Consider the following 18,491-nt stretch of genomic DNA (forward strand, 5'->3'; position numbering starts at 1 on the left):
TTCAGGAAAAGTTTTAGTGGCTTTTAGCCGATAAATCCGTGCGGCTTGAATCCGAGACCTTTTACGAGCTCGAAATCCTTGCTGCTATTTGTGCCTGCCGTAGTGAGCATGTCGTCCGTGATGGCAGCATTTGCGCCACTCTTGAATGCACGCTTGCCGTCATCGCCCAAAACGCCACGGCCACCCGCGAGGCGGATAAATGCCTTTGGGTTGATGAATCGGTAAATCGCCACGATGCGGCAGAATTCGTCATTCGTGAGCTTCGGCAGGTTTTCGTACGGCGTTCCGGGAATCGCGTTCAGCACGTTCACCGGAGTCGACTTGACGCCGAGTTTGCGCAAATCCAAGCACATGTCGATGCGGTCTTCCATCGTTTCGCCAAGGCCCATGATTCCGCCGCTGCAAATTTCGAGGCCAGCGGCAAGAGCGTTCTGGAGCGCGCCAATCTTATCGTCGTAAGTGTGCGTCGTGCAAACGTCCGGGAAGTGGCGGCGGTATGTTTCCAAGTTGTTGTGGAAGCGGGTGAGGCCAGCTTCCTTGAGCTTGTCGAACTGTTCCTTGTTTAAGAGACCTGCCGAAAGGCAAATCGAAAGCTTTGTCTCTTTTTTCAGGCGGCGGAGCGCTTCGCTAATTTGTTCTACATCGCGGTTCGAAAGCGTACGACCCGATGTCACGATGGAGTAGCGCGGAATGCCTGCCGCTTCTTTCTTCTTTGCGTCTGCGACAATCTCGTCGGCGCTGAGCAACTTGTATTCCGGGGCGCCGGTGTGGTAGTAGCTGCTCTGGGCGCAGTACTTGCAGTTCTCGGAGCAGCGACCGCTGCGCGCGTTTACGATGGAACAAAAATCAAAGTCGTCGCCGTGGAACTTTTCGCGGATTTCGTTGGCGGCTTGCGCGAGTTCATCGAGGTCTTCGCTTAAAAGTTTGATAGCCTCTTCGCGTGTAATCTCATAACCTTCATTTAAAACTTTGTTTTTCAGTTCTTGAACGAAAGACATTTCTCACTCCAGGTTGGGCTTTTTCGCGCGCAAATATAGAAAATTACTTTTTTGCGCGGTAGGCTGCAATTTCTGCTTCAATCTCCGTTTCGCTCATGTTTGCTGTGCCGTTTTTTAGCAGCGTCTGCTTGCAATGCTCGAAGAATGTCTAATCCCATTTTTTTTGAAAAGCTCGTGAAATGTTTGACTCTTATCAAAATTTGGATGATGCTATTTGGAAATGGATTATGTTTCTGGTATTGTAAACGATAATGTACCGGGGATTTATTTTATTTATATTTGTTGCGCTTAGTTGGAGTGAATTTTATGACTTTGAAAAAATTTTTGATGGCTGGTTTTGTGGTTGCGGTGCTGGTGGCTTGCGGCGATGACGGCAGCAGCAATTCCGTAACTGATTCCGATGAGGATTCTTCTTCGTCTGTTTGCGTGGATTGCGACGGTTCGAGCAGTTCGTTGGTCGGAAGAACATCGTGCAATGTGAACATTGATGAAAATTGTATGAAAGACTCCCGCGATGGCCAGACCTACAAGACTGTTAAAATCGGTACCCAGATCTGGATGGCAGAAAACCTCAACTATGCTTATACGGATGTACCCTATAACATTACCATTAATGGACGCTACTACACCTCCGATTCCATTAGTTGGTGTTTTGATGACGATGCGTCCAACTGCGCCAAGTACGGCCGCCTATACACCTGGGCCGCCGTGATGGATAGCGTGGGGGCATGGACTATGAACGGCAAGGGCTGTGGCGATGATAAGACTTGCTCACCGACGTACCCTGTGCGTGGTATTTGTCCCGAGGGCTGGCACCTGCCTACGAAGGTTGAATTTGAAGCCCTTTTCATTGCGGTTGGCGGTACACAAGAAGCTGAGAAAGAATGGCTTTGGAACGATGTGGGCAAGATGCTCAAGTCTACTAGCGGCTGGTATAACAGCCGCAACGGAACGGACGCCTACGCCTTCTCGGCGTTGCCTGCTGGCAGCAGGAGCCATCGAGGTTTGTTCGACGACTTTGGCTACTATGCGAGCTTCTGGAGTTCTACTGAGTTCGATAGCGAATGCGTGTACCTCATGGACTTGTACTACTACGACGACTTTGCGAACCTGCATGCCATCAATAAGGACTACGCGTATTCAGTTCGTTGCGTTAAGGACGAATAAGGTGAGTGTTTTGCGTAAAGTGGTGGCTCTTGGAAATGTTCTGGGAGCTTGTTTTGTCTATATTTATCATGTTTAGTTGGAGTAAATTTTATGACTTTGAAAAAGTTTTTGATGGTTGCTTTTGTGGCTGCAGTGCTGGTGGCTTGTGGTGATGACAGCAGTTCTGCGACTGATTCCGACGAGGTTTCATCTTCGTCTGTTTGCGAGGACTGCGACGATTCGAGCAGTTCGAAGGCTAAGTCGAGTAGTTCTTCTGCAAAATCAAGCAGTAGTTCGGCGAAGTCTTCGTCATCTGCTGTGTATGTGGAACCATGCAGGACAGACAGTGTGGATACCTGCGAGTATGGCGACTTGGTGGATGAACGTGACGGGCAAACTTACAAGACTGTGAAAATCGGTATGCGGACTTGGATGGCCGAGAACTTGAACTACAAAACGGATTCCAGTTACTGCTATGATGACAAATCATCGAATTGTACCAAGTACGGTCGTCTTTACACATGGGATGTAGCAAAAACGGCTTGTCCTGCTGGCTGGCACTTGCCGACAGATGCTGAGTTTGGTGCTTTGTATATTAATGTTGGTGGTCAATTTACAGCAGCAACAAAACTCAAATCGACAAGTGGCTGGGGTAGTGCTTGTAACGGCTCGGATGATTACTCGTTCTCGGCGTTGCCTGCCGGCTATAGGCACCGCAATGAGGAATACTACAGTGAGATTAGCTCCGCGTTCTTTTGGACTTCTACAGAGTACGATAGCAACCGCGCATACAGCATAAACTTAAAGTCTGACGACTACACTGTGCAACGGAACTTCAGCTACAAGAACGTCGGGTATTCTGTTCGTTGCCTCAAAGACTTGCAAGCCGAGTGATGCGGTCGCCAAGCTTGCTTGTGCGACCATTTCCGAGGCGCAGCAGTCTGCACTACGAAGTAGTGCAACGACTAGCCGGGGTGTTGCTGGCTTATAGTCAATATTTCTTTAATTTTTCACGATAAAACGAGCCAAAAACGCGTTTATAATTGTATTTTTCACGTGGTACCGAATGATACCTTTAAAAATGCACAATTGCAAAAAAGGTTAATACTATGCAAGTTGATTTGAATACTGTCGATTGGAAGACGCTCCCCTTCGGTTATTATGACACCGATTACAATGTTCGCTGCTACTACCGCAATGGTCAGTGGGGCAAGATCGAACTTTCTTCTTCCAAGGACATTAGCATCCACATGGCCGCTACTTGCTTGCATTACGGCCAGGAAGGTTTTGAAGGCCTCAAGGCTTACACGGGCAAGGACGGCAAGGTCCGTATTTTCCGCGTCGACGAAAACGCCAAGCGCATGCAGAACACGGCTAACCGCGTACTCATGGCTGTTCCGCCTATTGAATTGTTCCGCGAAATGGTCCACACTGTGGTGAAGGCCAACGCCCGCTTTGTGCCGCCGTATGGTTACGGAGCAACGCTTTACATCCGTCCGCTCCTTATCGGTATGAGCCCGGAAGTGGGTGTGAAGCCTGCTGATGAATATTTGCTCATGATGTTTGTGACTCCGGTGGGTCCGTACTTCAAGGATGGGTTCAAGCCGGTGGACATGATGATCAGCCGCAACTACGACCGCGCTGCTCCGCAGGGTACGGGTACGGTGAAGGTCGGTGGCAACTATGCTGCTAGCCTCCAGTCTCTTGCTGAAGCCAAGAAGCTCGGTTACTCTAGCACGATTTATCTCGATGCTAAGGAAAAGAAGTATATCGACGAATGCGGTCCGGCAAACTTCTTCGGCATCAAGGGCAAGACCTACGTGACCCCGAAGTCCGAATCCATCTTGCCGTCCATTACGAACAAGAGCTTGCAGCAGTTGGCTGAATACCTCGGCTACACTGTGGAACGCCGCCAGGTTCCGTTCGAAGAACTTGCTGAATTCAGCGAAACGGCTGAATGCGGTACGGCTGCCGTGATTACCCCGATCAAGAAGATTGTGGATCCGGTCGCTGGCAAGGAATTCACTTACGGTGACGGCGTGAATCCGGGTCCGGTTTGCACGGAACTTTTCAACAAGTACACTGCAATCCAGTTCGGTGAAGCTGAAGATCCGTTCGGCTGGACTGAAGTTGTCGACGTGTAATTAGGCCCTATCGCATTCGCTCCAGGGTGACATTTAATTGTTGTCATTCTGGAGGCCGAAGGCCGATAGAATCCAAAGATTTTCCCGTGGCGTGCGCTGCGGGATTTTTTGTTTTGTTAAATTATATGCTCCATTTTTAAAGGAGAAAATTATGCGTTTGTTCAGGTCAAAGAATGTCTTGCTTCTGTTGCTTTCTGTTCTGTTGTTAGTATCTACTGCAAATGCCGGTAAGAAAGGTCTTGGTACTCTTATCGGTGCAGGCGTTGGTGCTGTTACGGGTGCTGTTGCCGAAAAGAAAATTAAAGAGGCTATGGAAAAGGATACCTATGCCGGAGAAGGTTTTGTTCTTACAGAACAGGGAATTCTTTTAAAGTATAAAGAAGGCGACGTTTTCTTGAATATAAAGAAAATGACGGATTTGGACATTCTGAAAGAAGTCATTAAAACAACAAACCGTGTTGACGTGACCAAAAAAGCCGAATGGGGCAATCTTAAAGGTCGTGTCCCTGTTTGTGCCGATGATACGTCTTGCGCAACGATTATAGTTGATATTACTAAAGAAAAGATTCTTTCTGTTCAATTGGCATTTAGCGATGATCCTTCTGATACGTTTGACTTGATTGCCTATCAGGCTACAGAGCCGGGCTTTGGAACTTATGCTTGGAACTTTATCATAAATAACCCGATTCTTATTGGTGTTATCTTGTTTGGCTTGATTGGCTTTATTTGGGATCATAGACCGAGTAAAAAGAAGAAAGCGGCTGAACAAAACGAAGCCGTTGCAGAAACTTCTGCTGAGGTGGAAAATAAGGACAATAACGAACAGGTCTAAAATCGTTTTTAGAATAACAACAAAGCCCGAGTTTATCTCGGGCTTTTTGCTTAGATGCTTGCGCGGACTACTTGAATTTCAAGAACTTGTAGAGCATTTTCGCGGAGGAAAGCGGTGTTTGCAAGAAGGCGCGCTTTTTGCAGCCGTGCTTTGCGAAGTTTTGGAGAACCTTGTAGAGCTCTGTCTGTTCGCTTTTGTTGACGTTCAGGAGGAACCTGCGGAACTTGTATTCAAAGTCGTGCATGCGACCAAAGTAATCGTAGCAGCGCTTTTCGTAAGTCTTGAGGAAAGCCTTGCTCAAGTTGCCACATTCGAGGCCCTCGTGGACGGTCTGTGCACAGAACCGTCCGGCGCGCATAGCGGCCGCGATGCCGCCTCCGGTAAGCGGGTTCGTATGATGCGCGGCATCGCCAACGAGGGCAAAACGGTCGAGCGTGTAATCTTTCAAAACGCTTGAAACCGGAATGGCTCCGCCCACAACGTGATTGATTTTTGCACCCGGGAACAGCTTGTAAAGCCATTCCATTGTGGTGTCCAAAACGTTTTGGCTGTGCTTGCCAGAAATCAGGAATCCTGCGCCGAAATTTGTGACGTTGGATTTGACTTTCGGGAAGCTCCAGATGTATCCGTCATTGATAAAGTCGTGGCCTTGCCAGAATGTAAGATAATCCGGCTTGGTCAGAAGTCCTTGAACCTGGATGTCGACGCCTGTGCAAGTGAATGCGGGCTTTTGTAAGCAATCGAGCCCGAGTTGCCTTCCGATGCGGCTTTCGACGCCATCTGCGGCGATGACCATCTTGGCGCGGACTTCTTCGGTCGTGGTACCGGCGCCTTCGCCGAGCTTTACGCGAACAAGGCGCATTCCATTTTCTACATCACCGACAAATTCTGCGCGGGCGAGCTTGACGAGTTCTACACCGTCGTTTTCGGCGAGGTGGGCTAGCCACGGGTCAAACTTTTCGCGGTTGAGCATGATGCCCGTGCCTTTTTGCGCGAGATCAATGTCCACACCGTTCGGACCGTAAATATAAAGTCCGTTGATAATAGTTTCGATACAGCTGTCGTCAATAGGGCCGTATGTCTGCAAGTCTGCAAGCTTGGTGCTCGCTTCTCCACAGCGCACCGGAATACCGACCTTCTCACGCTTTTCGAGGAGAAGAACCTTGTGCCCTGCGCGGGAAAGGTTCCTGGCTGCTACACTTCCGCCAGGGCCTGCGCCAATAACGACAACATCGTATTCTTTGTTACAGAACATCGTTCAACTCCTGGACCTTGAGGGCGCCTACGGGACATGCTTTTGCACAGAGTCCGCATTTGACACATTTATCCTGATCAATTTGCAAGTCGAGCCCATACATGTCGAGTGCCATCTTGGGGCACACGCCGACACAGCCGGCACATTCCAGGCATAAGCCTCTATTGTGAACGAGAACTTTCATGAACGAGAATATATAAAAATTGTTGTTAGTTATTAGTTACTAGTTACTAGAAAAAATCGTATTTCGATAAAAAAGGAGATGCCCGCGCGGAGGCGGGCATGACATAATGGGTCCTTCACGGCTTTCGCCGCTCAGGATGACGAAACACTAATTACTTCTGCAATAAGTAGTATGCGGAGAGCCAGGCTTGCAGGCGTTCCCAGCCTTCGTCGTCAGCTTGGGCAATCGCGGATTGCTTGAGCGAGAACACGGTCAAGTTTGTGAGCTTGTGGTTACCGATGGCGAAGCCTGGGAACATGATGAAGGCGTTTTTCATCTTGGTGTCTTCGACGGTCTTTCCGTCTATGGCGATAACAATATGGTTTGCCTTGATGTACATGACGTAGTGATGGCGGGTTCCATCCAAGACGTCATGGCAGTAAGAGTTTACGAGCACCGTGTCCGAATCCCGATACGTCGTGTCTTTTGAGACTCTTCTGTAGAAGTTGGCGCAGAGCTGTTCTGGGTTTTTGCCTGTTTCTAGACGGTATGTGACGTCGTTCTCCTTGGAATCAAGGATTGAAGAGTCTTTTTCGGCGATTTTGCTGCCGTCTTCTTCAATCCAGAAGCTGATGCCGAGGCTATTGCTTGTCGTATCCGTGATGAATGTATTCATGAAATCACCTTCGGTGACGGACAAACCTGATTTGGATTCGGCAAACACTCTGGAAATTTCCGAAGTCTTGTAAACGGATTCGCTTGATGTGACTGTGAATTTGTATGTGCCTGCGTCAATGCTTGGAATTGCCGTGAAGTAAAGCGACGAGTCCGCATCGTTTTCGGCTTTAAAGACTGCGAGCGAGTCTCCGTTGTTGTCAATGAGAACCGGGTTCTTGACCTTCGTGGGGATCGTTACCGGAACAATCATGGATTCAAGAGTCTTCTTGCCGTTCAGCTTCTTTGCTGCGCTCAAGGCTTCTTCCGGAACGGTGACCGTTACGAATTCTGAAGAGACTTCGAGCTTTTCGCCAGGGGTGAAGTCCCACTTGACGTTGCGCGTCGAGGTGTCGCGGCCGGCGCCTCGGATGAGGATGATGTTCGTGAATTCTGCAGGCGGAATTTCATCGAGCTTGACGGTTCCCGACTTGAGGTCGCTTTCGCTGACTGCGGTGCAGTTGAGCGTACCTGTGATGCAGAGCGTGTCGCCCTTGTCAAGATCGTACGTGCCGAGGTCAAGTTCGAGGCTTGCATTCTCTTCGAGCTTTGCTTCGGGGACGTTGAGCGTCTGCAGGTCGGTCTTGGAGTCTTTGACTGTGAGCGTCTGGTAAGCGGACTGCGTGTGTTCGGTATTGCTAATCTGCAATGCGTATTCGCCTGCAGAAATGCTATCGATAGAGTACTTGCCGTCCTCGTCTGTTGTGGCAGTCTTAATAGGTGCCATTCGGGCAGCAATGTGAGTTGCCGAGATAAGGTTCACCTTTGCGCTTGCGACGGGTTCACCTTGTTCGTCTCTGACGATACTTGCAATTGTGGTTCCAGATTCGGTTTCCGTGAGGACACCGGCATGGTTTTCTTCGGTGCAAGCCGTAAAGAGCGATGTCGCAATTGCTGCGATTCCCGCAAATTTTAAAGTCTTAAACTGCATCATGCTTTAACCTCCGGATCGAGGTTAGAGAACAAGTGAAGGTTCATCTGGTAAACTCCGTTTGCCTTTTCGTTGTCCTCGCTGATGATGCGCCTCGCCTTGGCTTTGAAGTCCTGGAGCTCGGATTCGAGTTTCTTGTAGGCGTTGTTCGAAATGCTGAACGTGAGCGTGCTCATGACGGTCGGCATCTTGGGGCGCGTGATAAGCGCCTGCTTGGAAAGTTCAAAACACTGCAACTGGTATTGCTTGATCAGTTCGGCATTGTTGTACGGACCACTGGAGATGGATTCCTTGGTCGGCTTCCAAAAACCCGCTTCGTTCTTGCGGGCAAGTCCGAGTTTTTCCAAAAGAGACAACGAGTCCTTAATCTTTCCGAGTGGAATTTTCGGGAAGATTCTCTTTTGCACGGGTGTCAAGTCGTCAGTAACGTCCATAGCATCAAGAATAGCAAACATTGCGCTATGGTACCAATGATTATAGTATTCGTAGGTGTTCGAATCGAGGATATGCTGCGGATTGGGGTGCAAGTGCAACAGCTCTTCCATGGCTGCGCTGCGGGCCGTCTCTGTTTTGGCCTGGTCGAGCTGGACCATGGTCTCGAAGTATTTTGCGGCTTTTTTGTTGAGACCCAGGACTTCGATGAATTTTGCCGTCATGCGGGGGCTAACTTTTTTTCCTCTGAGAACATCGGCAAAGTAACTGCGCGTCTTGGGCAGTCCGAGCATATTGCAAATCCCGGTACGTGTGAACTCAGGGTCGGACTGGACTCGTGCCGCCTGATATTCTTCCAGGTACTTGCGGAAGTGCGTAAATTGATAAATATCGATATAATTTTCCACGAACTTAATATAATATTTATGAGAACTATGGTGAGAACATTTTTTGAGAAAATACCCGAAATGTGATATTTGACAGAATCGTCCGGTGATTACATTTTTCTTACGCTGTTTTTGGCGTTGCGCATTGCCCATACCTTCACTGGATTCCCGCAGTCTTTCCGCTGCTTACTTTTTTATTGCATTTGAAAAATGGGCGTGGATTGGCGTTTTTCTTGCGTGTTGGCTTTGCGATTTTTGAGCGTCCGGTCACGAAAGTTTCTATCTTTTGGCCCGAAATTTATGAGGTAACTCCTATGGGTAATGAGGCAGAAAAGCCGAATATCATTACGTCCTCGCTTGACTTTTTGGTCAATTGGGGGCGATCTAACTCCTTGTGGCCGTTCCCTTACGGTACGGCTTGTTGTGCAATCGAATTCATGAGTACGGAAGTAGGTCGTTATGACCTTTCTCGTATCGGTTCTGAATACGTGCGTTTTACGCCGCGTCAGTCCGATGTGCTGCTTGTTGCAGGTACGATTACTTACAAACAGGCTCCGATTTTAAAGCGCATCTACGAACAGATGGCTGAACCCCGTTGGGTGATTGCTATGGGCGCATGCGCAAGCTCTGGCGGTTTCTATGACTGCTACTGCACGGTTCCCGGTATCGACCACATTATCCCGGTGGATGTCTATATCGGCGGATGCCCTCCGCGTCCGGAAGCCTTCTTCGATGCCATGTTTGACTTGCAGAAGAAGGTCAAGGATGAATCCTTCATGAAACAGCGTGCCGAAAGCGTCAAGGATCAGCTTGAAATGATCAAGGCTAAGACCGCCGAAGCCAAGCGTGAAGCTGCCGCTACTGTTCACGAAAAAGTCGTGGATATCAAGGACTTCATGAAAGAGAAAGAACAGAATCTTGTAAAGAAAGCCCAATTCTGGAAGGAGTAGAAGAATGACTGTTGAAGAAATCTTCGCCGTCCTTGAAGAAAGGTATGGCGCAACGCGCGAAAAACAGGACAAGTGGGGCGTGACTGCTGTTATTTCTGCCTCCTATCTGCACAATGCAGTCCAGTTCCTCAAGAGCGAAGCCGGCATCAAGTTCGAAATGCTCGTGGACATTGCCGGTATCGACTATCTGACTTACCCGAACCACGAAGGTCCGCGCTTTGCTGTCGCTTATGCATTCAAGAGCATGTCCAAGCCGGGTAGCCGCATCCGTCTGAAGGTGCTGGTTTCCGAAGAAGACTTGAATGTTCCGACAATTACCGACCTTTATGCTAACGCTAACTGGTACGAACGCGAAGTTTACGACCAGTTCGGTATTGTGTTCAAGGGCCATCCGGACCTCCGCCGCCTGTTGAACCACGTTGAATTTGTTGGCCATCCGCTCCGCAAGGATTACCCTGCCCAGAAGCGCCAGTGGCTTTCTACAAACGATTTCTTGCTTCCACAGTTGGAAAAGCGCCTCGAAGAACTTGGCTACAAGGTCGTGCAGCGCTCTAAGGAAGTGGAAACGAACGACAACGAATTTTTGGAAGGGAGTATCAAGGAATGATCGTACTTGATCCGAATGGCGAAAAGCTGAATTTGATGCCTCTGAACGTAGGTCCTAGCCACCCGGCGACTCACGGATGCTTGCGCTTCTTGGCTGCAATGGATGGCGAAACCATCGTCGCTTCTGTCGAAGAAATCGGCTACCTCCACCGCGGGTTCGAAAAGATGGTCGAACGCGGCACATGGCAGCAAGTGGTTCCTTATACCGACCGTCTCAACTACTGTTCCGCAATCATGAACAACATTGCGTTCTGCCGTACCGTTGAAAACATGTTCGGTGTCGAAATTCCGGAACGTACTAAGGTTCTCCGCGTGATTGTGAACGAACTTAGCCGTATCAACGACCACTTTGTGTGCGTTGCTGCTGCGTTCCAGGACTTGGGCGGTACGACTCCGTTCATGTACGCTTTTAACCCGCGTGAAGAAATCATGTGCATCTGGGAAAAGCTCACAGGTGCTCGCCTTACGAACAGCTTTGCTCGCATTGGCGGCCTCTACCGCGATAGCTACGAAGGTTTTGAACAGGACGTTCTTGCTGCCCTCAATTCTACCGAAAAGGCTTTGAAGGACTTGCACGCCTGCTTGGACAGAAACCGCATCTTCCTCGACCGTACGGTGGGCATCGGCAAGATTTCTGCAGAAAAGGCAATCAGCTACGGCTGGACCGGCCCGTGCCTCCGCGCCTCCGGTGTTGCCTCTGACCTCCGCAAGGACGAACCGTACTACGATTACGAAACCTACGACTGGGAAGTCGTGGTTGGCACTCAGGGCGACTGCAACGACCGTTTGCAGGTTCGCTTGGCCGAAATCGAAGAATCCGTGAAGATTGTGCGCCAGGCTTTGAAGCGCCTTGCACCGGGCCCGGTCGATATCGTCGACCCGCGCATCCGCGTGCCGGCTCACAAGCTCGCTTACCAGGATATGGAAGGCCTTATCGGTCGCTTCAAGAGCGTTTACGAAGGCATTCGCGTACCGGAAGGCGAATACTACTCTGGTTCTGAATGTGCTAACGGTGAACTTGGTTTCACGATTATTTCTGACGGCTCTGGCCATCCGTACCGCATCAAGGTGCGTCCGCCTTGCCTTACGCAGTTTGCTGCATTCCATGAACTCGTCGAAGGCGGTCTCTTGGCTGACTCCATGGCCGTGCTTTCGGGTCTCAACATTATTGCTGGAGAACTTGACCGATGAGAGAACATATTACTGGCGCTGTCCAATTTGTTTCGAACAATCATTTGAAGTTCGATCGTCCGGCACAGCCGATCGACGCTCTCCCGGATCCGGGTCAGACGTTTGGTTATGTGAACAAGCCTGTGCCGCAGCCTCCTACGGCTGAAGTGCTCGCCAAGCTCAATACGCCTGAAATCAAGGAACGTTGTGCAGACCTCCTCAGCCGTTATCCGGTGGGGCAGGGCGCTCTCCTCGAAGTGCTTTGGCTTGTGCAGGGCGTGTTCGGTTGGGTGCCGCGCGAAGGTATCCGCTGGGCAGCAGGCGTTTGCGGTTGCGCTCCGGCTCATGCTCTTGGCGTTGCTACGTTCTATACGATGTACAATCACGCTCCGAAGGGCAAGTTCCTTTTGCAGTTCTGCCGTAACATCAGCTGCACCATCAAGGGTGCACCGAGCCTTATCGCGTATGTGGAGCATGCTTTGAACATCAAGACCGGCGAAACGACTCCGGATGGTCTTTTTACGATCCTCCAGGTGGAATGCCTCGGTTCTTGCGGCAACGGCCCGATGATGCTCGTGAACGATGACTTTGCTACGGATGCCGATGGCGACGTGCTCACGATGAAACCGGGTACAAAGCTTACGACCGATAGCATCGACCGCATTCTCAAGTGGTGCTATGCTCATGAAGACAACATCCCGAAGCACGACGTGCTCGGTGGTGTCGTGAAGGGCCATTGCGGTCATCCGGGTGCTCCGGGTGCAGTTGCAAAGCCGCAGGTGGCTGACTATGCTCCTCCTTCTCCGGTCTTGAACGTCAAGGCTGAAGCTGACGAAACGGGTGTAACCCTCACTTGGAAGGGTGCTCCGGAATTCACGAAGCTTGTCGTTGAAAAGAAGAACGGTAACGACTGGGTCGCCGTGGGCGAGCCGGGCGTGAAGGACAAGAGCTTTGTTGATGCTAGTGGTAAGGTCGGCGACGAATACCGTATGATTGCGACCTCCGGTGAACGTGTTGCTAAACCCTCGGCTATTGCTGTTACGACGCAAAAGCCTGCACCGGAACAAAAGGCGGTTTAATTATGGCTGAATGTGTAAAAGTTTGTACGCAAAACTTTGGCAAGGGCGCCCAGGACATCGAAGTCTACAAGAAGCTGGGTGGCTACGCAAACATTTCTGAACGCTTGTTCAACATGAGCCAGTTTGAGCTCATCGATTACGTGCAACGTTCTAACCTCCGCGGACGCGGTGGTGCAGGCTTCCCGACGGGCATGAAGTGGAGCTTTGTGCCGCGTGGTACGGGCAAGCCGGTTTACATTGTCGTAAACGCTGACGAAGGCGAAGGCGGTACGTTCAAGGACCACTTCCTCATGCTCGAAGATCCGCACCGCTTGATCGAAGGCCTTATTATTGCAGCTTGGGCTTTGGGCTCTCGTGCGGCCTACATCTACTGTCGTGGCGAATTCCTCCCGTGCATCGAAGCCTTGAACAAGGCTTTGAACCAAGCTTATGCCGCAGGTTACCTCGGCGAAAACATTTGCGGCACGAAGTTCAGCTTTGATATCTTTGTGCATCGCGGTGCTGGCGCCTACATTTGCGGTGAAGAAACTGCTCTTATAAACTCTCTCGAAGGCCAGAAGGGCCAGCCGCGCCTTAAGCCGCCGTTCCCGGCTGTTTGCGGTGCTTGGAAGTCTCCGACCTGCGTGAACAACGTCGAAACGATCATGTCGCTTCCGTGGATCTTGCAGCACGAACCGAGCGAATACGCCAAGATGGGTACACCGCGCGCCGGTGGTACGAAGGTGTTCTGCATTTCCGGTGACGTGAAGAATCCGGGCGTGTACGAAGCTCCTCTCGGAACTCCGATGATGACTATGATTAACGATTATGCTGGTGGCGTTGTCGGTGGCAAGCTCAAGGCTGTGCTTCCGGGCGGTTCCTCTTGCGCTCCCTTGACTGCAGAAGAAGCCGCTGTCGCTACGATGGACTACGAATGCCTCGCCTCGATGAAGACGATGTTCGGTTCTGGCGCCATGATTATCATTAACGATACGCACAACATGGTTGACCTCTTGAATTGCCTAGGCAACTTCTACAGCCACGAATCTTGCGGCCAGTGCACTCCGTGCCGTGAAGGTACCGGTCTTTTGCACCGCATCTTGAACCAGATGGTGGCCGGCAATGGTCACGATGGCGATGTGGAACTGATGCAGAGCCTTTCTAGCGGATTTGGTGGCGTGACGATTTGCCCGCTCTCCATTTCTTTGGGTGGCCCGGTCTCGAGCTACACTGCAAAGTTCCGTGCGGACTTTGACGAATATATCGCTAAGAACCCCGAACACGCAAAACCGCGTATTCAAGAAACAAGTCGTCCTGGAATTTTCTGGTAATAATATGAGTAACTACTACAATATGCCGAAACTCCCGACCGAAGCAAGCCCGAAGGTAGAAATCTTCGTGGATGACAAGGCCGTGATGGTTCCTGGCGATACCAACCTCCTCGAAGCCCTGAAGGCTGTCGGGATTGAAACTCCTCACGTATGTTATCATCCGTATTTGCCGGTGTCGGGTAACTGCCGTCAGTGCCTGGTAGAGCAGGAAGGCCCGCGTGGTCGTATGCTCGTGATTTCGTGCTATACTCCTGTGACTCCGGGTATGAAGATTTATACTCCGGCATCTAGCGCCCGCGTGAAGAACGCCCGCAAGGCCACACAGGAATTCATGCTGGTGAACCACCCGCTCGATTGCCCGATTTGCGACAAGGCCGGTGAATGCACCTTGCAGGAAAACTACATGGAAGCAGGCCAGAACGAAGGCCGCCTCCGTCCGGAATACGGCAAGAATTACCACGGCAATCCGGAACATCAGTTCATTGATGCGAAGGGTCAGCTCCGTGGCGGTAAGCATGTGGACATCGGTCCGCGCATTTTGCTCGACGAAGAACGTTGCGTGCAGTGCGACCGTTGCGTACGCTTTATGCGTAGCATCGCGAAGGACGAACAGCTCCAGCTTGCTGGCCGTGCCGACCATACTTACATTACTACCTTCCCGGGCGAAAAGCTCGACCACGAATACGACCTCTGTGTGACGGACGTATGCCCGACGGGCGCCATGACGGCAAAGTACTTCCGTTTCCAGAAGCGCGTTTGGCTCTTGAGCCACACGCCGACGATTTCGATGGACGACTCTCTCGGTGCAAACATTTGGCTTGATCACGCCGATGGCCGCATCTATCGCGTGATGCCGCGTTGCAACCCGGAAGTGAACCGTAGCTGGCTCTCCAATACGAGCCGTCTCGCTTTCCAGCAGTTTGACAAGAACCGCTTGCCGGCAATTGACGCTTCCGCTATTCAGATTAGCGGTGGCAAGGTCGCTCTCGTTGCGGGGGGCGCTTGCACGAACGAAGACCTCGCCGCTCTCAAGATGCTCAAGGAAGCTCTCGGCGACCGCGCTGAACTCTTCGGTGGTTCCCTCCTCAAGGTTAACGCTCCGGATGGTATCGCCAAGAGCGGTGACCCGGTGGCAAACCGCGCAGGCTTGCAGCTCATGGGCTTTGCAGACGTTGCAGAACTCCTCAAGCGCGCAGGCGAATTCAGCAACCTCATCACGGTGAACGCTGACCTCTATGGCGAAGACGCTTCTGTTGCTAAGGCTCTCGACAAGATTTCGAACCGCATTGCTCTTTCCGCTTTCGATGACGCTACCGCCAAGAAGGCCAAGGTCGCATTCGGTATCCGCCACTGGAGTGAAGTCCAGGGCACGATGGTCAACAGCCTCAACATCTTGCAGAAACTCTCTGCTGCTCCGACTTGCCCGGATGAAAAACTTGCCCCGGCTTACGAAGTGATTTCTGCACTCGCCGGAAACAAGTTCAATTCGGCTTGCGAAGCTTTCAAGAAGGCTCGTGAATACGTGCCGGCTTTCGCCGACATTACCTATGATGCCATCAAGAGCACAGGAAAGCTCCTGGGAGGTAACGCATAATGGATATTATTGAATCCAAAACCTGGATTGAATGGGCAATTACGATTGCAAAGTTCGCTTTCTGCTTCGTGCCTGTCCTTTACATCCTTCTTTTAATCCCGATGGAACGTCGTGGCGCTGGCTTTATGCAAGACCGTCAGGGCCCGAACCGCTCCTACATCAAGATCCCGTACTTCGGAAAGCTCCGTGCGTTCGGCTATGTGCAGAACATGTGCGACGGTACAAAGCTCTTCTTCAAGGAAATGTTTGCACCGGCTGGCGTGAACAAGCTCCTTTACTATGTAGCTCCGGCAATTCCGTTCGCTATCGTGTTCCTCTCTCCGTGCGTGATCCCGTGGTTTGGACCGATGATCTTTGACTGGGGTGGCGAAACGGTCAGCATTGCTGGTTCCATCATCGATTCCGATGTGGGCGTGCTCTTGCTCTTCGGTTTCTCCTCCATCTCGGCTTACGGTGCCATGCTCGCTGGTTGGGCTTCCAAGTCCAAGTACAGCTTCTTGGGCGCTCTCCGTACGAGCTCCATGACCATCAGCTATGAAGTCTGCCTTGGTCTTTCGCTCATGGGCATTTTGCTCCTCGCCGGTTCCTTCAACCTCACGGACATCGTGCAGTGGCAGGAACATCACGTTTGGGGTATTGTTGCCCAGCCGGTGGCATTCTTCTGCTTCCTCATTGCAAGCATTGCTGAAACGGGCCGTGCTCCGTTCGACGTCGCTGAAGGTGAACCTGAACTCGTTGCCGGTTACCATACGGAATATGGTGCTATGCAGTTCGGTCTCTTCTACATGGGCGAATACTCGCACATCTGCATCAACAGCTTCCTTATTGCGACGCTGTTCCTCGGCGGTTATGCAGTTCCGTTCGTGACGACCGAAACGTTGCAGGAACACATGGGTGGCTCTCTTGCCATTCTCTGTGGCGTGCTCGCCTTTATCGCTCTTGCTTTCCTCCACATGATTTACCGCTATTCCCGCAAGCTCAAGGCGACAAACTTGACACACCGCTTTGAAGTTCTCCAGGAATACAAGCTTTACAAGATTGTGGCATGGGTTGCTGCCGCCGTGTTTATTGCTCTCGGTGTTGCTGCCTGGTTCTTCTATAATCCTGAAAACTTCGTGGTGAACGGCCTCGCTGTCGGTAGCTTTGCAACCGCAGTCGGTACGGCGCTCATCCACTTGCTCGTTCTTGTGGCAAAGAGCCTCATCTTCTGCTGGGTCTGGATTTGGGTCCGCTGGACGCTCCCGCGCTTCCGCTATGACCACGTGATGCATCTCGGCTGGAAGATTATCTTGAATATCGCCCTCATCAATCTCGTGGTGACTGCGGTCATTGCAAAACTCTTAGGGGGTAACTAATGCGCGTTATTAAGCAAAAACCGATGACCGTCATCGAACGCCTTTACATTTTCGAGGCGATTCGCGGTCTGTGGACAACTCTTAAGCATGCGGCTCGCGGTTTGTTCCGCTATGAAGAACTTCCGACGATTTCTTACCCGGAAGGTCAGCCCGAAGTTCGCAATACCTACCGTGCCAAGCATCGTTTGATGTTGCGCCCGGATGGTACGCCTCGCTGTGTCGCCTGCGGCATGTGCGCTGCGGCTTGCCCTGCTCACTGCATCTTCATCGAAGCAACGCAGAGTGATGACCCGCGTATCGAAAAGCGCGTGATGCGCTTTGACATCGACCACCTGACTTGCGTGTTCTGCGGCCTTTGCGCAGAAGCTTGCCCGGTCGATGCCCTCCGCATGGATACAAAGCAAATCATTTTCGAACACCGTTCCCGCGAAGATTTCGTGGCACATCTTTACGATCTCACCAACTGGGATCCGAAGGACTACCCGAATGACGAACAGAGCCAGATGGCTCCGGGCGGTACAAAGAATGCCGAGGCCCGCAAGGTCTGGGGCATGGAGGTCAAATAATGCTTGCATTGATTTATTTCATTGTCCTCGCAGTGATCGCAGTCGGCAGCGCCGTTTGCGTGCTCCTCTCTAGACACCCGCTTTATGGCGCCCTCTCGTTGGTCGCTTCGATGGTGTCGCTGGCTGGTATTTACGGCCTTCTCGGAAGCCCGTTCCTCGGCGTGGTTCAAATCATGGTCTATGCCGGTGCAATCATGATGCTCCTTACGTTCGTGATTATGGTGCTGAACGGTGCTCGCGACTCCCACACGCCGATGTTTGACAAGGTTTCGCTCTTTGTGATTCCTGCAGTCATCGTGCTTGCCGGTCTCGTGGGCTTTGCCCTTGTCCGCTCTCCGATTGCTTTCGATGCAGCAACGATTCGCGGTTCTGTGGCAATCACTTCCAAGACTCTTTTTGATGTAGCTCAGACGGGCCCGGGTTACTTCGTGCTTTTCGAAGTTCTCGGTGTTCTTCTGCTTTCTGCCATGGGTGCCGCAGTGCTTCTTGCCAAGAAGCGTCTGGGTTCTGTGGTTTCCGAAAAAAAGGAGGGTAATCACTAATGGAACTCCAAGCTATATATGTACAGATTTTGGCCTTGGTCATTTTTGCCATTGGCCTCATGGTCGCGGTTTCCCGCCGCAATGTGTTCTTTGTGCTGATGGGCGTTGAACTTGCCCTGAACGCCGTGAACCTTTCGTTCGTGGGCTTTGCTAAGACTCTGCCTGCGGATGCAAGCATTGTGGGCCAGATTGTTCCGCTGTTCTCCATCGCAGTCGCCGCTGCCGAAGCTTGTGTCGGCCTTGCAATGGTCATCCTCATTTTCCGCAACCGTGAAAGCATTGATGCCGACACGTATTCTAACATGAAGGGGTAATAAG

Annotated in this window: 19 protein-coding genes; 14 read left to right on the plus strand and 5 right to left on the minus strand. The window is 51.3% G+C overall.

The window, feature by feature from the left end:
- Positions 1–23: 23 nt before the first annotated feature.
- Positions 24–998, minus strand: coding sequence for a biotin synthase BioB (gene bioB / locus BUQ91_RS01190; protein ID WP_074207849.1), 975 nt, complete (start codon positions 996–998; stop codon positions 24–26).
- Between the two features lie 306 nt (positions 999–1,304).
- Here bioB and BUQ91_RS01195 point away from each other — a divergent pair, with 306 nt between their 5' ends.
- From BUQ91_RS01195 to BUQ91_RS01210, 4 genes are all read left to right on the plus strand, one after another.
- Positions 1,305–2,165, plus strand: coding sequence for a fibrobacter succinogenes major paralogous domain-containing protein (locus BUQ91_RS01195; protein WP_074207850.1), 861 nt, complete (start codon positions 1,305–1,307; stop codon positions 2,163–2,165).
- A 90-nt stretch (positions 2,166–2,255) separates the two neighbouring features.
- A complete protein-coding gene (locus tag BUQ91_RS01200; RefSeq protein ID WP_074207851.1) occupies positions 2,256–3,038 on the plus strand; it encodes a fibrobacter succinogenes major paralogous domain-containing protein in 783 nt (260 codons plus the stop codon).
- 194 nt (positions 3,039–3,232) lie between these two features.
- The gene (locus BUQ91_RS01205; protein ID WP_256382315.1) at positions 3,233–4,288 is read left to right on the plus strand and encodes a branched-chain amino acid aminotransferase; all 1,056 of its coding nucleotides are present in this window, start codon (positions 3,233–3,235) and stop codon (positions 4,286–4,288) included.
- A 151-nt stretch (positions 4,289–4,439) separates the two neighbouring features.
- Positions 4,440–5,120 carry a glycine zipper family protein gene (locus tag BUQ91_RS01210; protein WP_074207853.1) on the plus strand — a complete coding sequence of 227 codons (681 nt, stop codon included), beginning with the start codon at positions 4,440–4,442 and terminating at the stop codon, positions 5,118–5,120.
- A gap of 67 nt (positions 5,121–5,187) precedes the next feature.
- Here the strand turns inward: BUQ91_RS01210 and BUQ91_RS01215 are convergent, their stop codons facing one another.
- From BUQ91_RS01215 to BUQ91_RS01230, 4 genes are all read right to left on the minus strand, one after another.
- Complete coding sequence (locus BUQ91_RS01215) at positions 5,188–6,375, minus strand: NAD(P)/FAD-dependent oxidoreductase (protein WP_072827549.1); 1,188 nt, start codon at positions 6,373–6,375, stop codon at positions 5,188–5,190.
- Positions 6,365–6,559 (minus strand): 4Fe-4S binding protein, encoded by a 195-nt coding sequence (locus tag BUQ91_RS01220; protein ID WP_072827548.1) that lies wholly within the window; start codon positions 6,557–6,559, stop codon positions 6,365–6,367. The genes BUQ91_RS01215 and BUQ91_RS01220 overlap by 11 nt, the downstream gene beginning before the upstream one ends.
- A gap of 151 nt (positions 6,560–6,710) precedes the next feature.
- The gene (locus BUQ91_RS01225) at positions 6,711–8,186 is read right to left on the minus strand and encodes a carboxypeptidase-like regulatory domain-containing protein (RefSeq protein ID WP_074207854.1); all 1,476 of its coding nucleotides are present in this window, start codon (positions 8,184–8,186) and stop codon (positions 6,711–6,713) included.
- Positions 8,183–9,022: a TIGR02147 family protein gene (locus BUQ91_RS01230; protein WP_074207855.1), complete on the minus strand. Its 840-nt coding sequence runs from the start codon at positions 9,020–9,022 to the stop codon at positions 8,183–8,185. The genes BUQ91_RS01225 and BUQ91_RS01230 overlap by 4 nt, the downstream gene beginning before the upstream one ends.
- 293 nt (positions 9,023–9,315) lie before the next feature.
- Here BUQ91_RS01230 and BUQ91_RS01235 point away from each other — a divergent pair, with 293 nt between their 5' ends.
- Genes BUQ91_RS01235 through nuoK form a run of 10 tightly spaced genes read left to right on the plus strand, consistent with a single transcriptional unit; the run spans position 9,316 to position 18,487 of the window.
- Positions 9,316–9,951 (plus strand): NADH-quinone oxidoreductase subunit B, encoded by a 636-nt coding sequence (locus tag BUQ91_RS01235; RefSeq protein WP_074208899.1) that lies wholly within the window; start codon positions 9,316–9,318, stop codon positions 9,949–9,951.
- Positions 9,952–9,955: 4 nt separating this feature from the next.
- On the plus strand, positions 9,956–10,558 hold the full coding sequence (locus BUQ91_RS15805; protein ID WP_074207856.1) for an NADH-quinone oxidoreductase subunit C: 603 nt from the start codon (positions 9,956–9,958) through the stop codon (positions 10,556–10,558).
- Positions 10,555–11,748 carry an NADH-quinone oxidoreductase subunit D gene (locus BUQ91_RS01245; protein ID WP_074207857.1) on the plus strand — a complete coding sequence of 398 codons (1,194 nt, stop codon included), beginning with the start codon at positions 10,555–10,557 and terminating at the stop codon, positions 11,746–11,748. The genes BUQ91_RS15805 and BUQ91_RS01245 overlap by 4 nt, the downstream gene beginning before the upstream one ends.
- Positions 11,745–12,806, plus strand: a complete 1,062-nt coding sequence (locus BUQ91_RS01250) for an NADH-quinone oxidoreductase subunit NuoE family protein (protein ID WP_074207858.1) — start codon at positions 11,745–11,747, stop codon at positions 12,804–12,806. Before BUQ91_RS01245 ends, BUQ91_RS01250 begins: the two co-directional genes overlap by 4 nt.
- Positions 12,807–12,808: 2 nt before the next feature.
- A complete protein-coding gene (gene nuoF / locus BUQ91_RS01255) occupies positions 12,809–14,116 on the plus strand; it encodes an NADH-quinone oxidoreductase subunit NuoF (protein WP_074207859.1) in 1,308 nt (435 codons plus the stop codon).
- Between the two features lie 4 nt (positions 14,117–14,120).
- On the plus strand, positions 14,121–15,710 hold the full coding sequence (locus BUQ91_RS01260; RefSeq protein WP_074207860.1) for an NADH-quinone oxidoreductase subunit G: 1,590 nt from the start codon (positions 14,121–14,123) through the stop codon (positions 15,708–15,710).
- Complete coding sequence (locus tag BUQ91_RS01265; RefSeq protein WP_074207861.1) at positions 15,710–17,065, plus strand: complex I subunit 1/NuoH family protein; 1,356 nt, start codon at positions 15,710–15,712, stop codon at positions 17,063–17,065. Before BUQ91_RS01260 ends, BUQ91_RS01265 begins: the two co-directional genes overlap by 1 nt.
- Positions 17,065–17,631 (plus strand): NuoI/complex I 23 kDa subunit family protein, encoded by a 567-nt coding sequence (locus BUQ91_RS01270; RefSeq protein WP_072827540.1) that lies wholly within the window; start codon positions 17,065–17,067, stop codon positions 17,629–17,631. The genes BUQ91_RS01265 and BUQ91_RS01270 overlap by 1 nt, the downstream gene beginning before the upstream one ends.
- Entirely contained in the window at positions 17,631–18,173 is a 543-nt protein-coding gene (locus BUQ91_RS01275; protein WP_072827539.1) for an NADH-quinone oxidoreductase subunit J family protein, read from the plus strand. The genes BUQ91_RS01270 and BUQ91_RS01275 overlap by 1 nt, the downstream gene beginning before the upstream one ends.
- Entirely contained in the window at positions 18,173–18,487 is a 315-nt protein-coding gene (gene nuoK / locus BUQ91_RS01280) for an NADH-quinone oxidoreductase subunit NuoK (RefSeq protein ID WP_072827538.1), read from the plus strand. Before BUQ91_RS01275 ends, nuoK begins: the two co-directional genes overlap by 1 nt.
- Positions 18,488–18,491: the final 4 nt, after the last annotated feature.

The sequence above is a fragment of the Fibrobacter sp. UWB11 genome (assembly GCF_900143015.1).
Classification (GTDB): Bacteria; Fibrobacterota; Fibrobacteria; order Fibrobacterales; family Fibrobacteraceae; genus Fibrobacter.

Coding starts and splice junctions, on each gene's coding strand:
- bioB (WP_074207849.1), bottom strand. CDS start 998: ATGTCTTTCGTTCAAGAACTGAAAAACAAAGTTTTAAATGAAGGTTAT.
- BUQ91_RS01195 (WP_074207850.1), top strand. CDS start 1,305: ATGACTTTGAAAAAATTTTTGATGGCTGGTTTTGTGGTTGCGGTGCTG.
- BUQ91_RS01200 (WP_074207851.1), top strand. CDS start 2,256: ATGACTTTGAAAAAGTTTTTGATGGTTGCTTTTGTGGCTGCAGTGCTG.
- BUQ91_RS01210 (WP_074207853.1), top strand. CDS start 4,440: ATGCGTTTGTTCAGGTCAAAGAATGTCTTGCTTCTGTTGCTTTCTGTT.
- BUQ91_RS01215 (WP_072827549.1), bottom strand. CDS start 6,375: ATGTTCTGTAACAAAGAATACGATGTTGTCGTTATTGGCGCAGGCCCT.
- BUQ91_RS01220 (WP_072827548.1), bottom strand. CDS start 6,559: ATGAAAGTTCTCGTTCACAATAGAGGCTTATGCCTGGAATGTGCCGGC.
- BUQ91_RS01225 (WP_074207854.1), bottom strand. CDS start 8,186: ATGATGCAGTTTAAGACTTTAAAATTTGCGGGAATCGCAGCAATTGCG.
- BUQ91_RS01235 (WP_074208899.1), top strand. CDS start 9,316: ATGGGTAATGAGGCAGAAAAGCCGAATATCATTACGTCCTCGCTTGAC.
- BUQ91_RS15805 (WP_074207856.1), top strand. CDS start 9,956: ATGACTGTTGAAGAAATCTTCGCCGTCCTTGAAGAAAGGTATGGCGCA.
- BUQ91_RS01245 (WP_074207857.1), top strand. CDS start 10,555: ATGATCGTACTTGATCCGAATGGCGAAAAGCTGAATTTGATGCCTCTG.
- BUQ91_RS01250 (WP_074207858.1), top strand. CDS start 11,745: ATGAGAGAACATATTACTGGCGCTGTCCAATTTGTTTCGAACAATCAT.
- nuoF (WP_074207859.1), top strand. CDS start 12,809: ATGGCTGAATGTGTAAAAGTTTGTACGCAAAACTTTGGCAAGGGCGCC.
- BUQ91_RS01260 (WP_074207860.1), top strand. CDS start 14,121: ATGAGTAACTACTACAATATGCCGAAACTCCCGACCGAAGCAAGCCCG.
- BUQ91_RS01265 (WP_074207861.1), top strand. CDS start 15,710: ATGGATATTATTGAATCCAAAACCTGGATTGAATGGGCAATTACGATT.
- BUQ91_RS01270 (WP_072827540.1), top strand. CDS start 17,065: ATGCGCGTTATTAAGCAAAAACCGATGACCGTCATCGAACGCCTTTAC.
- BUQ91_RS01275 (WP_072827539.1), top strand. CDS start 17,631: ATGCTTGCATTGATTTATTTCATTGTCCTCGCAGTGATCGCAGTCGGC.
- nuoK (WP_072827538.1), top strand. CDS start 18,173: ATGGAACTCCAAGCTATATATGTACAGATTTTGGCCTTGGTCATTTTT.